The sequence below is a fragment of the Streptomyces sp. NPDC032745 genome, from assembly GCF_055579465.1.
This window is the reverse complement of record NZ_JBVING010000001.1, coordinates 304240-318920: the sequence shown is the minus strand read 5'-3', so window position 1 is coordinate 318920 and position 14681 is coordinate 304240. Positions and strand designations below refer to the sequence as shown.

10 protein-coding genes are annotated in these 14681 nt (G+C 74.0%); 3 read left to right on the top strand and 7 right to left on the bottom strand.

What is annotated here, in order from left to right; all coding sequences use genetic code 11:
- The first annotated feature begins 55 nt into the window (after positions 1-55).
- The 3 genes from ACZ5WG_RS01400 to ACZ5WG_RS01390 all read left to right on the top strand — a co-directional run bounded on the left by ACZ5WG_RS01400 (position 56) and on the right by ACZ5WG_RS01390 (position 6618).
- Positions 56-3619: a protein kinase domain-containing protein gene (locus ACZ5WG_RS01400; RefSeq protein ID WP_468719799.1), complete on the top strand. Its 3564-nt coding sequence runs from the start codon at positions 56-58 to the stop codon at positions 3617-3619.
- A gap of 153 nt (positions 3620-3772) precedes the next feature.
- On the top strand, positions 3773-5836 hold the full coding sequence (locus ACZ5WG_RS01395; RefSeq protein WP_468720484.1) for a TPM domain-containing protein: 2064 nt from the start codon (positions 3773-3775) through the stop codon (positions 5834-5836).
- A 62-nt stretch (positions 5837-5898) separates the two neighbouring features.
- Positions 5899-6618 carry a PspA/IM30 family protein gene (locus tag ACZ5WG_RS01390; protein ID WP_468719797.1) on the top strand — a complete coding sequence of 240 codons (720 nt, stop codon included), beginning with the start codon at positions 5899-5901 and terminating at the stop codon, positions 6616-6618.
- A 51-nt stretch (positions 6619-6669) separates the two neighbouring features.
- Here ACZ5WG_RS01390 and ACZ5WG_RS01385 read toward each other — a convergent pair whose 3' ends face one another.
- The 7 genes from ACZ5WG_RS01385 to ACZ5WG_RS01355 all read right to left on the bottom strand — a co-directional run bounded on the left by ACZ5WG_RS01385 (position 6670) and on the right by ACZ5WG_RS01355 (position 14661).
- A complete protein-coding gene (locus ACZ5WG_RS01385; RefSeq protein WP_468720482.1) occupies positions 6670-9282 on the bottom strand; it encodes a SpoIIE family protein phosphatase in 2613 nt (870 codons plus the stop codon).
- Between the two features lie 158 nt (positions 9283-9440).
- Complete coding sequence (locus ACZ5WG_RS01380; protein WP_468719795.1) at positions 9441-9869, bottom strand: ATP-binding protein; 429 nt, start codon at positions 9867-9869, stop codon at positions 9441-9443.
- A gap of 163 nt (positions 9870-10032) precedes the next feature.
- Positions 10033-10464 carry a (deoxy)nucleoside triphosphate pyrophosphohydrolase gene (locus tag ACZ5WG_RS01375; protein ID WP_468719794.1) on the bottom strand — a complete coding sequence of 144 codons (432 nt, stop codon included), beginning with the start codon at positions 10462-10464 and terminating at the stop codon, positions 10033-10035.
- 30 nt (positions 10465-10494) lie between these two features.
- Positions 10495-10680 (bottom strand): SPOR domain-containing protein, encoded by a 186-nt coding sequence (locus ACZ5WG_RS01370; RefSeq protein ID WP_383504957.1) that lies wholly within the window; start codon positions 10678-10680, stop codon positions 10495-10497.
- Positions 10681-10840: 160 nt separating this feature from the next.
- Positions 10841-12538 (bottom strand): purine-cytosine permease family protein, encoded by a 1698-nt coding sequence (locus ACZ5WG_RS01365; protein ID WP_468719791.1) that lies wholly within the window; start codon positions 12536-12538, stop codon positions 10841-10843.
- A 116-nt stretch (positions 12539-12654) separates the two neighbouring features.
- Positions 12655-13407, bottom strand: a complete 753-nt coding sequence (locus ACZ5WG_RS01360) for a GntR family transcriptional regulator (protein WP_468719790.1) — start codon at positions 13405-13407, stop codon at positions 12655-12657.
- 150 nt (positions 13408-13557) lie between these two features.
- Positions 13558-14661 carry a DUF4190 domain-containing protein gene (locus tag ACZ5WG_RS01355; protein ID WP_468719789.1) on the bottom strand — a complete coding sequence of 368 codons (1104 nt, stop codon included), beginning with the start codon at positions 14659-14661 and terminating at the stop codon, positions 13558-13560.
- Positions 14662-14681 lie beyond the last annotated feature (20 nt).

The window sequence follows — 14681 nt, the reverse complement described above, 5'->3', positions numbered from 1 at the left end:
GGACACAATGCCCCCTGGGAAAACGTCGCATGACGTGATGTCAGGGGGCTTTGCGGTGCGGGTGGGGGATGAACTGGCCGGCCGGTACCGGCTGGAGCGGCGGCTCGGCCAGGGCGGCATGGGCGAGGTGTGGCGCGGGCACGACCTGATGCTGGACCGGTCCGTGGCGGTCAAGGTGCTGCTGGAGGCGGCCACGAACGACGAGGTGGTCGCGCGGTTCAGACGCGAGGCCACGATCGGGGCGCGGCTCCAGCACCCCGGGATCACCGTGGTGCACGACGTGGGACAGCAGGACGGGCGGCTGTTCATCGTGATGGAGCTGCTGGCGGGCGAGGACCTGGCCACGACGCTGGCGCGGGACGGTGCGCTGGCGGTGGACCTCGCGGTGGACCTGGCCGCGCAGACGGCGGAGGCGCTGGCCGTCGCGCACGGACAGTCCGTGGTCCACCGGGACCTGAAGCCGGGCAACCTGTTCCTGCTGCCGGGCCGGCGGATCAAGATATGCGACTTCGGCATCGCGCACTCCGCGGACGCGACGGCGGGCTGGACGGTCACGGGGCGGATCATCGGCACCCCCGCGTACATGGCGCCGGAGCAGTGGCGGGGCGAGCGGGTGGGCGCGCGGTGCGATCTGTACGCGCTGGGGTGCGTGCTGTACGCGCTGGTGAGCGGGGCGCCGCCGTTCGGGCAGACCGAGGGTCCGTACGTCCTGATGCACCGGCACGTCGCGGAGGCGCCGCTGCCGCTGCGCGAGGCGGGGACGCCGGTTCCGGCGGAGCTGGACCGGCTGGTCCTGGCCCTGCTGGCGAAGGACCCGGCGGACCGGCCGGAGTCGGCGGAGGTGGTCGGGAAGGCGCTGAGGGAGCTGCGCGGCCTTCGCGGGGGCGAGAACGGGGACGGCCCGTCCCCGGAGTACACCCCGCCGGACCCGGACCCGGACCCGGTACCCGGCCAGCGGCTGGGAACTGGGCCCGGGGCCGACGCCGACCGGGGCCCGGGATCAGGCCCGGAGGGCGGGGCCGGCGTGAGGCCGGGACCAGGCCGGGAGGGCGGGGCCGGACAGGCGCCCGGATCAGGGCCCGAAGCCGGGGCCGACCGGAGGCCGGGATCAGGCCCGGAGGGCGGAGCCGACCAGGCGCCCGGACCAGGCCCGGAGGGCAGGGCCGGCGCGAGGCCGGGATCAGGTGCGGACGGCGGGGCCGGACAGGCGCCCGGATCAGGGCCCGAAGCCGGGGCCGAGCAGGCGCGGGTGCCCGGGGCGGCTCCGGAGCCTGCGTCCGGCTCCGGCGGCGGACGGGCGGCCGAGGCGGTCTCCGAGCGGGCCGACGGGGCAGGGGCCGAGCCGGCCGACGGGGCAGGGGGCGCTCCGATGGCGGCCGAGGGTGTGGGTTCCGGGGTGCGGGAGTTCGTACGGGGGCTGCTCGTCGAGGCGGAGGACGCGCTGCGGGAGCTCCCGGACGGCGACCACGCCCGCGTCGAGGTGCTGGCCGTCGCCGCCGACGCCGCGGCCCGCTTCGACTCGGGCCTCGCGGCCCGGCTGCTGGCCGACGCCGAGAGCGCGGCGTGGGCCGGCGGCGGGGGCGACGGGGCCCGGGTGGCCCGGCTGCTGACGGCGCTGGCCCGGAGCACCGCCCCGCACGCCCCGGCGCGGGCCCGGCGGCTGCTGACCGAGGCGCAGCAGGCACTGTTCACGGTGCCCGGCTCCCGGCGGGAGGGTCCGCTGCGCGCACTGGCGGAGGAATTGATCAAGGTTGCCCCCGGGCAGGCCTCCCAGATCGCCGGGTACCACCTCAGCGGGCGTCCGGCGCCCGGCGGGCTCCGCGCCCGGATCGAGGCGGCCCTCGCGGCGGAGCGGCCCGAGGAGGCCGAGCACCGGCTGGCCCGGATCCAGGACCCTGGCCAGCGCGCGGCCGCCACGTACGACACGGTGCTGGCCATCGCCCCGCGGGACCTGGAGAGTGCCCTGCGCCTGAGCGAGCGGATCGGCTCCGCCGGGGCCCGGCTGCTGGCGCTGTGTCAGGTGGCGCGCGACCGCGCCGAGGCCGGGGACGCGGCGGGCGGAGCCCGGGCGCTGGAGCAGGCCGAGGAGGAGCTTCCCCGGTTCCTGGAGGAGCGGGCGGCCTGGCTGCGCGAGGAGGCGGCGCACCACGCCGGGCAGGGGCGGTTCGAAACGTCCGAGCTGCTGCGCACCCAGGCGGCCGCCCTGCTGCGTCGCGATCCGGAAGGGGCCGCCGACGACAAGGCCGGCCACGCCCTGTCCTCGCTGGCCGAGGCCCGGGCCCGGGTCCGGCGGGCGGTACTGCCCCCGCTGGACCCTGCGGCGGCACGGGAGGGCGCGGACGCCGCCCGCGCTCTGCCGGACCCTGCGGTACGGGCCCGCGCGCTGGCCCGTACCGCGCGGGAGTGCCTGGCGACGGACCGGATGCCCTGGCTGGCGGAGGCGTCCGCCGACGCGGGGGCCCCTCCGCCGCCCGGCACGACGGCCCTGGGCGGCCCGTTCACGGGGCCCGCGGTGGCCCCTGCGACGTACGCCCGTCTGCGGGGTTGGGGGCCCGAGGCGCCCCCGTTGCTCCAGCAGGCAGCCCCCGGGTCCCAGGTCTGGCAGACCGGCGCACGGCCGGACGCCCTGTACCCGGCCGGTGCGTACGTCGTGTGGCGGTCGGGAACCGAGGTGGGCTGCGTACGAGCCGACTCGGGCGTGACCGGCTGGACGGCCCATGCCGACGAGGGCGCGGTCGCTCCGCCGCTGCCCGGGTCCGGGCGGGTGCTGGTGTCCTGCGTGGCGGACGCGGCCACGGTGTACGTGAAGGTGCGGCGGGAGGGCGAGCCGGGCGTGCGGCTGCTGGCGCGCGAGCCGCGCAACGGGCGGGTGCGGTGGTGGCGGGACCTGCCGCAGGAACGGCCGCTGCGGAGCGCGGGGCCGGTGCTGGTGCACGGGGCGCCCGGCGACCTGACCGCGCTGCGGGCGGCGACGGGCGAGATCCTGTGGGAGCGCACGTTGCGGGACACCCCCACCCGGTCGTCGGCCGCGGCGGCCGACCGCCTGGTCCTCGCGGACGACCGGGAGTACCAGGCGCTGGACCTGTCGAGCGGGCAGCAGGTGTGGTCACGGCGCCGCGACCGGCCCGCCGGCCGCACGGCCCATGGACAGCCCGTGCACATCCTGGACGGGGGCCACCTCCTCGCGCTGGACCGCGACACGGGCAGGGAAATGTGGCGGTTCGCGCTGGGTACTCCGGCGGAGCGGCTGTTGGTCGAACCAGCCACCGTGTATGCGGCGGCGTACCGCCCGGAGCAGGGCGGGGACGTGGTGTTCGCGTTCAGCGCGTTCAACGGGGAGCTGTACTGGCAGCGGTCGCTGACCCGGCACGAGGGCACGGTGTGCACGGTCGAGCTGCTGGGCCTCCGGCCGTGGGGCGTCTACGTCAACGCCTCCCGCGGTGGCCGCCGCGGCCTGCTGAGCCGGGTGGCGGGCCCCTCCGTCGCCGTCCTGGATCCGGGAACGGGCAAGCTCCGCCGCCAGTGGGAGCACCCCGACCTCGCCCTGGGCGACACCCTCCTGATCGCCGACCACGTCGTCCTCTCCCGCCCCGGCCTCTCGGCGTACGCCCTGCCCTGACCGGCCCTGCCGACCCTCGCGGCACCGGGCGCCCACCCCCGGGCCCGGGGCGGCGCGGAGGACGATCTCCGGGTGCGGGGCGGGTACTGCGCCCATACCCTCCCAAATGTGACGCCGCCGAGGAGCAGGGCGAAGAGGGGCACCGCCGCCGGGATATCCGTACGGGTCGGGCTCGCGCTGGGCGCCGCGCTGCTGGGGCTCGGTGGCTGGGGGGTGGCCGGGGCGCCGGCCGCTCGGGCCGACGATCCCGTCACCCTGTCCCAGCAGGGGCAGATCACCGACCGCGTGGGCGCCCTCGGCGACCGGAAGGCCGCCGTCACAGCCGCGCTGGACAAGCTGTACGCCGACCACCGCATCCAGCTCTTCGTGACGTACGTGCACGACTTCTCCGGGCGCTCCGCCCAGAGCTGGGCGGACGCCACCGCGCAGAAGAACGGCCTCGGCCAGGACGACGTGCTGCTGGCCGTGGCGACCGGGGCCCGCCAGTACGCCTATTCGGCCGATGTCGACTCCGGGTTCACCCGGGAGCAGCTCGCGGACGTCGCCCGTACGGCCATCGAGCCCGCGCTGAAGCAGAACGACTGGGCGGGCGCCGCGATCGGCGCCGCCGACGGGTACGGTGCCGTGCTCGCCGGGAAGCCCGTACCGGTGCCGGCCGTCACCCCCGGCGTGGCGAACCCCGGCGGCGGCGCGGACGAGGACGGCGGGGCCGGGGACTACGTGCTCCCGGTGGTCGTCGTCGGCGCGGCCGTCGCCCTCGGGGCGTACGCATACAGCCGCCACAAGCGCAAGGCCGGCTGGGCCGGTGGCACGACGGGCTGGGGCGAGCAGCCCGCGACCACGACCGCCCTGCCGCTGCCCGAGCTGGACGCCAAGGCCAGGGCCCTGCTGGTGGAGACCGACGACGCGATCCGTACCAGCACCGAGGAGCTCGGCTTCGCCTCCGCGCAGTTCGGCGACGCGGCGGTCGGCACGTTCACCGAGGCCCTGGCCTTCGCGCAGAGCGAGCTGACGGCCGCGTTCCGGCTGCGCCAGCAGCTCGACGACGCGTATCCCGAGGACGACCCCACCCGGCGGCGGATGCTCGACGAGATCGTGGCCCGCTGCACGGAGGCGAACCGGCGGCTCGACGCCGAGTCGGCGGACTTCGACCGGCTGCGGGACCTGGAGAAGAACGCCCCGCAGGCCGTGGCGACGGTCGAGGCGCACTTGCGGGCCCTGACGGGCCGTACGACGACGGCGACGGCGACCCTGACCGCGCTGGCCGGGCGCTACGCGGACTCGGCGTCCGCGCCGGTGGCCTCCAACGCCGAACAGGCCGAGGACCGGCTGCTGTTCGCGACGACCAGCCTCGGCGAGGCCCGGGCGGCGCTCGAGGGCGGCGACAACGGGAAGGCGGCCGTGCACGTACGGGCCGCAGAGGGGGCGGTGGACCAGGCGGCGACGCTGGTCGACGCCGTGGAGCGGCGGGCGCAGGAGCTGGCGGAGGCGGCCGGGAAGCTGCCCGGGGCGCTCACGGAGACGGGGACCGACCTCGCCGATGCCCGCGGCCTGCTGACCGGCACCGCGGAAGGGGCCTCCACGGCGGATCTGCGCGGCCGCATCGGCCGGGCGGAGGCGGTCCTGGCCGACGTACGGCGGGCGCAGGAGGCCGGCCGGTACGACCCGATCGACGCCCTGCGCCGGGTCGAGGAGGCCGATGCCGTCCTCGACGAGGCGCTGGCCGGGGCCCGGGAGCGCGAGGCGGGCAGCCGGCGGGCCGCCGCCCTGCTGGACCAGGCGGTGCTCTCGGCGCGCAGCGCGATCGGCGCGGCGGCGGACTACATCACCACGAGCCGGGGCGCGGTCGGCAGCCAGGCCCGCACCCGGCTGGCGGAGGCTCAGCGGCGCATGGAGCGGTCGGCGGCCCTGGCGGGCTCGGACCCGGCGGCGGCGCTGGCGGAGGCGCAGCAGGCGGACGGGCTGGCGCGGCAGGCGCAGCAGCTGGCCGAGCAGGACGTACGGGCGTACCAGAACCCGTACGGCGGCGGCGGGCAGCGGCAGCAGGGCGGCGGCATGGGCGGCGCGGTTCTCGGCGGGATCATCCTGGGCGAGATCCTGCGCGGCGGCCGCGGAGGCGGGGGCTTCGGCGGCGGGTTCGGGGGCGGCGGACCGGGCCCCGGCTCCTTCGGCGGCGGCGGGACCCGCGGCCGCATGGGGGGCGGCGGCCGCTTCTGATCCCCCCTTCGCCCAGGGAGAGGGCACCCCAAGGAGAGAGCACCCCCAAGGAGGGAGCACGCATGAGCAAGCAGACCATCCTCGGCCGCGTCACCCAGCTCGCGAAGGCGAACATCAACGCGCTGCTGGACCAGGCGGAGGATCCGCAGAAGATGCTGGACCAGCTGATCCGCGATTACTCGAACAACATCACGGAGGCGGAGCAGGCGGTCGCCACCACGATCGGCAATCTGCGGATGCTGGAGGCGGACCACGAGGAGGACGTGGAGGCGGCCGCCGAATGGGGGTCCAAGGCGCTCGCGGCGAGCAGGAAGGCGGACGGGCTGCGGGCGTCGGGGTCGGCAGCGGATGCGGACAGGTTCGACAACCTGGCGAAGGTCGCCCTCGGCCGCCAGCTCCAGTCGGAGAAGGAGGCGAAGACAGCGGAGCCGACGATCGCCGCCCAGACCGAGGTCGTGGACAAGCTCAGGTCCGGGCTGGACGCGATGAAGAACAAACTGACGGAGCTGACGGCCAAGCGGGACGAGCTGGTGGCCCGGGCGAAGACCGCACAGGCGCAGAACACCATGCTGGACGCGGTGAAGAGCATCGACGTCATGGACCCGACGAGCGACATCACCCGCTTCGAGGACAAGGTCCGCCGGGAGGAGGCCAGGGCCCTGGGCCGGCAGGAACTGGCGGCGTCCTCCCTGGACGCCCAGTTCGAGGCCCTGGACGACCTCGACAAGACCTCGGAGATCGAAGCCCGCCTCGCCGCCCTGAAGTCCCGCAGGGCCGCCTGACGAAACCGCTGCGCGGAGCCTCTCCGCGCAGCGGGACCCGTCCGCCGGCGGTCAGCCGTACATGCTCAGCAGCTGCTCCGCCGAGAGTTCCGAGACCGCCTCCGCCTCCGCGCCCGGGAGCGGGAGCTCGAACCAGACGGTCTTCCCCCGGTGGGTGCGGCGCGTGCCCCAGCCCGCCGACAGCATGCCGACCAGCTGCAGCCCCCGCCCGCCCTCGTCCGTGTCCCGGGCCCGGCGCCGCCGCGGCTGCACCAGGTTGCCGTCCCAGACCTCGCAGACCAGGGTGCGGTCCAGCAGCAGCCTCAGCCGGATCTCGCCCTCCCCGTACCGCAGGGCGTTCGTCACCAGCTCGCTCACCAGCAGCTCGGTGGTGTCCAGCAGCCCCTCCAGCCCCCAGCCCGGCAGTTTCGCCCGGGCCAGCTCCCGCGCCCGGCCCACCGACCGCGCCTCGCGCGGCAGCTGCCAGTCCCCCACCGCTTCCACCGGCAGCCCCTGCACCCGCGCCATCAGCAGCGCGATGTCGTCCTCACCGTGCCGCGTGTCCAGCGTGTTCAGCACGTGGTCGCACACGTCCTCCAGCGGCCGCACCGGGTCGGACAGCGCGTCCCGCAGCCCCCGCAGCCCTTCCTCGAGCGGATGGTCCCGCGATTCCACCAGCCCGTCCGTGTAGAGGGCCAGCAGGGCCCCCTCCGGGAGGTCCACCTCCACCTCCTCGAACGGCTCTCCGCCCACTCCCAGCGGCATCCCGGGCGGCACCTCCAGCAGCAGGGCGGGCCGCGGCGGGGCGCCCGGTTCCGCCGGTTCCACCAGAACGGGCGGCATGTGGCCCGCGTTGGCGATGGTGCAGCGCCGGGTCACCGGGTCGTAGACGGCGTACACGCAGGTCGCGAGGTACACCTCGGAGCGGTCCGCGTCCCGTGAGTGCAGGGCCGCCCGGGAGGCCTGCTGGGAGCCGCCGGGCGCGCCGAGCCCGCGGGCGATCTCGTCCAGCGCGGTCAGCACCTCCGCCGGTTCCAGGTCCAGCAGCGCCAAGGTCCGTACCGCGGTGCGCAGTTCGCCCATCGCGACGGCCGCCCGCAGCCCGCGGCCCATCACGTCGCCGACGACCAGCGCCGTGCGATGCCCGGGCAGCTCGATGACGTCGAACCAGTCCCCGCCGACCTCGGTGGCCGCGTTCCCCGGCAGGTACCGGCAGGCGATGTCCAGGCCGGCCGCCTCGGGGTCCCCGGGCGGCAGCAGGCTGCGCTGCAGTATCAGCGCCCGTTCGTGCTCGCGCCGGTAGAGGCGGGCGTTGTCGATGCAGACGGCGGCCCGGGCGGCGAGTTCCACGGCCACCGCCCGGTCCCGTTCCCCGAAGGGCTCGCTGCCCTTCGTACGGGAGAACTGGGCGAGCCCGACGACGGTGTCGTGCGCGACCATCGGTACGACGAGCGTCGACTGCACGAGGTCGTCCTGCCCGCCGCCCTCGATCAGCCGCGGCCGCGCCGTGCGCAGGGCGAGCGCTCCCGGCGAGGCAGCCGGGTAGCGGTGGATCTCCCCTACGGAGACCAGTGCGCCCGGACCGGACAGCGGGGCGTCCGACACGGCCGAGGCGAAGGCGACGCGCCGCAGGGGCGCGGAGGGCGCCCGGCCGGCGCCCAGCCCCGGCGGCAGCGAGGGCACGCCGGGGCCCTGCGGCCGGGCGGGCCGGTCGTCGTCGCCGAGCAGCAGCCCCTGGTAGAGGTCGACGGCGGCGAGGTCGCAGAAGCCCGGGACGGTCACGTCCAGCAGTTCGCGGGCGGTGGTCTCGAGGTCGAGGGAGTTCCCGATGCGGTGCCCGGCCTCGTTGAGCAGGGCGAGGTTGCGCCGGACCCCGGCGGCCTCGCGGGCGGCGAGGTGGCGGCGGGTGACGTCGGTGCCGAGGCCCGCGACGCCGATGGGGCGGCCGGTGCCGCCGTGGACGCGGTAGAGGTTGATGGACCAGTGGCGGTGCTCCCGGCTGCCGGGGGCGGCGCCGGTGATCTGGAGGTCCGTGACGGAGTCTCCGGTCTCCAGGACCCGCCGCAGGGCCTCGGTCATCCGGTCGGCCTCCTGGGGCGGGAGGTAGTCGTGGACCGTGCGGCCGCGGTGCTCCTCGACGGCGCCGCCGAAGACGGTCGCGAAACGGCGGTTGGCCCGCTGCACGGTGAGGTCCGTACCAAAGAGCAGGAAGCCGAAAGGAGATTGGCCGAATATGGCCTGCGAGGCGGCGAGATCGGATTCGATCCGGCGCAGCGCGCGTACGTCGACCACGACGCACAGCGCGGCCCGCTCGGCGGTCTCGGTCTGGGTGGGCATCACATAGATCTCGGCCACGCCGTGCGCGCCGTTCCCGCCGGGGATCCGGAAGGGGACGAGGCCGGTCCATTCCTTGCCGTCGAGGATCTCGGCCACCCTGCGGTGCCCGCCGGCGCGCAGCTCCGGCGGCATGAAGGCGTCCACCGGGTCGCGGCCCACGGCCTGTGCGGCGGTCAGCCCGAACAGCTCCTCGGCGCGCAGGCTCCACTGGTCGATGAGCCCGTCGGGTCCGATGGAGAAGGACGCGACCTTTATGTAGTCATATATCGAGCCAGGCGGGCTGCTGTGCCACAGGGAGTCGTGCCATGTCTCCCCGGGCACACGGGCCTGATGTGCCTGCGCAGGTATCTCGCTCACGCGACCGTCCCCTCCAGCTCACCGCAACCGGACCGGCCATGACCGAAGTATTCAGCACCACGGCCCCGCACGGCACGGCGTTCACGATCACAAAAAGGTCCCGACTATTTCGAGCCATGCCGTGTGATCGTCGGCCATCCTTCACCTTGTTACTCACCAGGAAGTGCCAACTCGAACCACACGGTCTTGCCCGATTTCCCGTGCCGCGTCCCCCAGCGCTGCGCGGAGGACGCCACCAGGTGAAGCCCGCGGCCACCCTCGTCGTCCGGGTTCGCGACCCGTTCGCGGGGCGGATCCGGAAGCGGATCGGAAACCTCCACGAGCAGGGCGGCACCCCCCGTCACACTTCCACTGGCCGGATTGCGCCGCACCAGCCGGACGCCGATGGGGCCGGAGGCGTACCTCAGTGAATTGGTGACCAGCTCGCTGACCAGCAGGACGGTGACGTCGCCGACGGAGTCCAGACCCCACGAACCGAGCGTGCCACGCACGGCGTGCCGGGCGGTGCGGACGGCGCCGGGTTCGGCGGGGAAGGCCCACTCGGCGCATTCACCGTCTGTGTCGATCACGCCGATCACTTCCCGGGCCGGTAACGACCCCAGTCCGATTCATCAGGGACAGAGCCACGAGGGGCAGCACACGATAGGGACTAATAGCGACATACCCGATATTTGAGGCGTCGTACCACCCGATCCTTCACGCACCGGCGCACTGTGGCGCAGACGGCCTAGAGCACGCGCGTCACGCGCCCCCGTGCGACCTGATGTGCTGCTCGGCGCGCTCGGCGCGCAGCCGGCGTCCGGCCTCGGCGACCGCCGGCCGGTCCTGGTCTAGCCAGTCCACCGAGTCCAGCTCCTCGGGCCCGAGCCAGCGCAGCTCGTCGTGGTCCTCCAGCGGCGCGGGGTCGCCGGACAGCAACCGGGCGGTCCACACGTGCAGGACGAGCCCGGGCCTGAGCGGCCACTCCCCCGGGATCCGGTCCAGCGGCTCGGCCTCCACGCCGAGCTCCTCGCGCAGTTCGCGTACGAGCGCCTCGGGGACGGACTCGCCCGGCTCGGCCTTCCCGCCCGGCAGCTCCCAGCGCCCGGCCAGCTCCGGGGGTGCGCTGCGGCGGGCGGCCAGCAGGCGGCCCTCATGACAAAGGGCTCCGCCCACGACAACTCGTACCGTCATGGGGCGGAGCCTATGTCAACGCGGGGATGCTCAGTTCGTCGTGGCGGTCTGACCGATCCGCTCGACCCAGTACAGCTGCTTGTGGCCCCTGTCTTCGAGGCTGTCGACGACCTTCTGGGCCTCGGCCCGGGTGGGGTACCGGCCCACCCGGTAGCGGTTGCCGTTGTCGTCCTGACGTATGACCAGCCATGGGAGCAGGGCACCGCTGTCGTTCATCGCGTTTCACCCTCCGCCGATGTACCTGCCCGGGAAACCGCATTGCGCATATGCCCGACCTTACGCCCGACCTTTACGGAGCGGATACGGTTTTTCACGAAGAGGTACCTCGCAGGCGTACGCATCCGGCCATGCGTACGACAAGCCCGTGTACGCCGGTTCAGGACCGGCGCACCGTGGGCGTCGGCAGCACCACCGCACCTCCCTGCGGTGCCTTGCGGCAGACGTCCTGGCAGGTGGCGTCGAGGGAGCAGCAGAGGGAGCAGATCGGCCCCGACTGGACGGGGCAGTCGGCGATGTCGGGGAGTTCGTACGCCGTCTCGCACACGGAGCAGGTGTGGGTGGCGGTGACGTCCTCGACCTCCACCCCCGGCCCGTTCACCGTGTTCGGCCTGGCCAGGTAGTACTTCCCTCGGGTCGCCCAGGCGATCAAAGGGCACAGGGCGAGGGCGAGTCCGGCCGCGATGAAGGTGGAGAACGCCTCGGCGTAGGTGCCGAACAGCCCGAAGAAGGCGAGGATCGAAACGGTGGAGGCGATCACCATTGCGCCGAATCCCGCCGGGTTGACGGCGTACAGGTACGCCCGCTTGAACTCGATGTACGGCGGGCTGAGTCCGAGCCGCTTGTTGATCACGAGGTCTGCGGCGACGGCGGCGATCCACGCGATGCCGACATTGGAGTAGAAGCCGAGCAGCTTGCCGAGCATCGCGAACATGTCGAGCTCCATCAGCGTCAGCGCGATGCCGAGGTTGAGGAAGATGTACCAGACCCTGCCGGGGTGGCGGTGGGTGATGCGGGAGAAGAAGTTCGACCAGGACAGCGAGCCGCTGTAGGCGTTGGTGACGTTGATCTTCATCTGGGAGACGATCACGAAGAGCGCGGCGGCGGGCAGCGCGAAGGAGCCGAGCCAGGGGCGCAGGGCTTCGATCTGCGGCGCGATGGGCTCCAGGGCGTGCGTCTTGCCGACCGTTTCGAGGGCCGCGAAGGCGAGGAAGGCGCCGCCGAGCTGTTTGGCCGCCCCGATGATCACCCAGCCCGGGCCCGCGGCGAGCACCGCGGTCCTCCATGTGCGGCTGTTGGCCGCGGTCTTGGCGGGCATGAATCGCAGGTAGTCGGCCTGTTCTCCGATCTGGGCGATGAGTGAGAGGGCGATGCCGGTCCCGAAGCCGAATCCCGTCCAGGAGAAGCCGGCCCCGGCGCCCTCGGTACCGCCGAAGTGCGTGAACGCGCCCCAGGCGTCCGGGGCCTGGAAGGCGAGCACGAGGAACGGCAGCACCAGGCCGATCAGCCAGACGGGCTGGGTCCACGCCTGCACCTTGGCGAGCGCGCCCATGCCCTTGAACACGATCGGGATCACGATGAGCGTCGTGACGAGGTACCCGATCTCGACGGGGAGCCCCATCGCCTGGTGCATGGCCTGGGCCATGATCGAGCCTTCGAGGGCGAAGAAGATGAAGGTGAAGGAGGCGTAGATGAGGGAGGTCAGGGTGGACCCGAAGTAGCCGAAACCGGCGCCCCGGGTGACCAGGTCCATGTCCAGCCCGTACGTGGCGCACGCCCGGGCGATGGGGATGCCGGTCAGGAAGATGACGGCGGCGGCGGTCAGGATCGCGGCCAGCCCGCTGCTGAACCCGTACGTGAAGACGATCGAGGCACCGATGGCGAAGTCGGCGAGGTAGGCGATCCCGCCGAGCGCCGTGCCCGCGACGGTGGCGGGACCCCAGCGGCGGAACGCGTGGGGCGCATACCGCAGCGAGTAGTCCTCGCGGCTCTCGTCGGCGGCGAGCTTCGCGTAGCTCCGGCGGGGTGCGGAGGCGGGCCCGGGCGTGGCGGTCGTGGTGGCGGCGGTGTCGGTCATACCGCCGGACGGTAGGGCCGGTCTGTGACACCCCGTCACACGTGGGCATTGCCCCGGGGTTACGCCCCGCACCCCCGCGTCACCGTCCGGTTAACGCGCGGGCACGCCCCGTCCGCTCACCGGACCGGCAGGTGGTACGACAGGCGGTAGCGGTCCGCCGGGACCACCACATCGGCGGTCTCGACCGCCAGTCCGGACGCGAAGTACGTACGGCCGATCACCAGGACCACATGGCCCGGGACCCCGCCCAGCAGCATGATCTCCTCGGCGAGGCCGGGCCGCGCCCCGACCTCCTCCACCACGTTGTCCACGACGACGTCGATCGCGGCCATCCGGTCGACGACCCCCGAGCCCCCGAGCGGCCCCTCCTCCGGCAGCATCACCGGGGTCCGGCCGGTGACCGTGAGCGGCTCCCAGGAGGTCGACAGCATCATCGCCTCCCCCGCGTCGCGGAACACGTACCGCGTCCGCATCACCCGCTCGCCCGGCTCGATGCCGAGCCGCTTGGCGATCTCCGCCGGCGCGGCCGTCTGCTCGCTGCTGGACTCCCACGTCCCGCGGGCCCCGGCCTCGGCCTGCTCCTGCCGGAACGGCGTCGACGTCCCGCCCGTGCGGTATCCCGAGCGGGCGACCCGCCTCGGCACGGGCTGCTCCCGTACGTACGTACCCGAGCCGGACCGGCCCTCGACCAGCCCCTCCGCCATGAGGACCTTGCGCGCCTCCAGCGCCACGGTGTCGGAGACCCCGTACTCCTCGCGGATCCGGGCTTGCGAGGGGAGCCGGGCGTGCGGGGGCAGGGACCCATCGACGATCTTCCGTCGCAGATCCCCGGCGACGCGCAGATAGGCCGGCTGCTCACCGAAAGTCACTGGCCACTCCCATCAGGTTGACAGACAGCTACACCCTGGCAACCGACGGTTGTAGACCGCAAGCAAGGGCCAGAGTTTCACCCGAAGTGATGAAGCCAGGTCACTGAAACCCGTTACCGCGCGTTACCGCGCGCTATCCTCGTCGGCTCCTCACACCGGGGCCGAAGAGGACCCGTCCGAGTCGCCCGGCTGCCCCGCGAGCCAGTCCGGCACCCTCGTCGACAGCCCGTACGCCCCGCGCAGCGCCTTCTCCGTGTCCACGGACAGTGCACCCGAGGCCGCGTCCCACGCGTCCCGGAACTCCGCCGGCTTCGTCGCCCTCGCCGCCCGCTGCCACGCCGCCCGCGCCGCCTCGACCTCCTTGAGCTGCGCCCGCACCGGCCCGGCCAGCTCCGGCCGGGCCTTCACCCCGTCCAGCAGCCCCGCCTCCGCGGCCAGCGCCCGGTCGACCTCGCGGGCCCACTCCCGGTACTGCGGCAACGCCTCGTCGATCTCCTCCTCCGGCCCGCCCCCCAGCGCCAGGTCGGCCTCGTTCATCACGCGCAGGAAGGCCACCTGCTCCGGCTTCAGCGTCCCGGCGTCCCTGCGCAGGCTGCCGCGGTGCTCCCGCTCCGCCGTGCCGATGACACAGAGCAGCCGCCGGTCGCCACCGCTCCACGCCTCGCGCGAGGGCGCGAAGTAGAACATCTCCGCGTACGAGGGCAGCGCCCACGAGTCCATCGCGTACGCGTCCTGCGCCTTCCAGCACGCGTCCGTGGCGGTCTTCCTCAGCTCGGGCCCGCCCGGGAACACCTTGTCGTCGAACCGGGTCGAGGAGGTGACCTCGCCCTCGTGCACCTCGGTGCACGCGATCCGGTAGATGAGCGGGCTCTCGTCGAGCAGGTCCCCGCCGGGGACGTTGAAGCAGTCGCCCGCGCGCATGTCGTCCGTGGCGGTCAACTCGCCCTCGACGCCCTCGAACCGCTGGAGCGTGTCCAGCCGGTCGAACAGCCGCTCCGTCACCCGGTCCGCGGCGAGGACGACGGCGCCGGTCATCGCGAGCGACACCGCCAGTCCCGTGATCGCGAGGGCCCTGCCCCGCTCCCCCTTCCGCGCGATCTGGACGAGCGCCACGATTCCGAAGACGACCCCGAGCGGCGGCATGCACAACAGCCCGACCAGCAGCGACGCGAGCGCGAAGCCGTTGAGGGCGGGCTCCCGGTACGCCTGTTGCGGGGGCGGAGCGAGCCAGTAGGGCGGGGGCGGGGTGCTCACGGGGCGTGGGGCTCCATCAC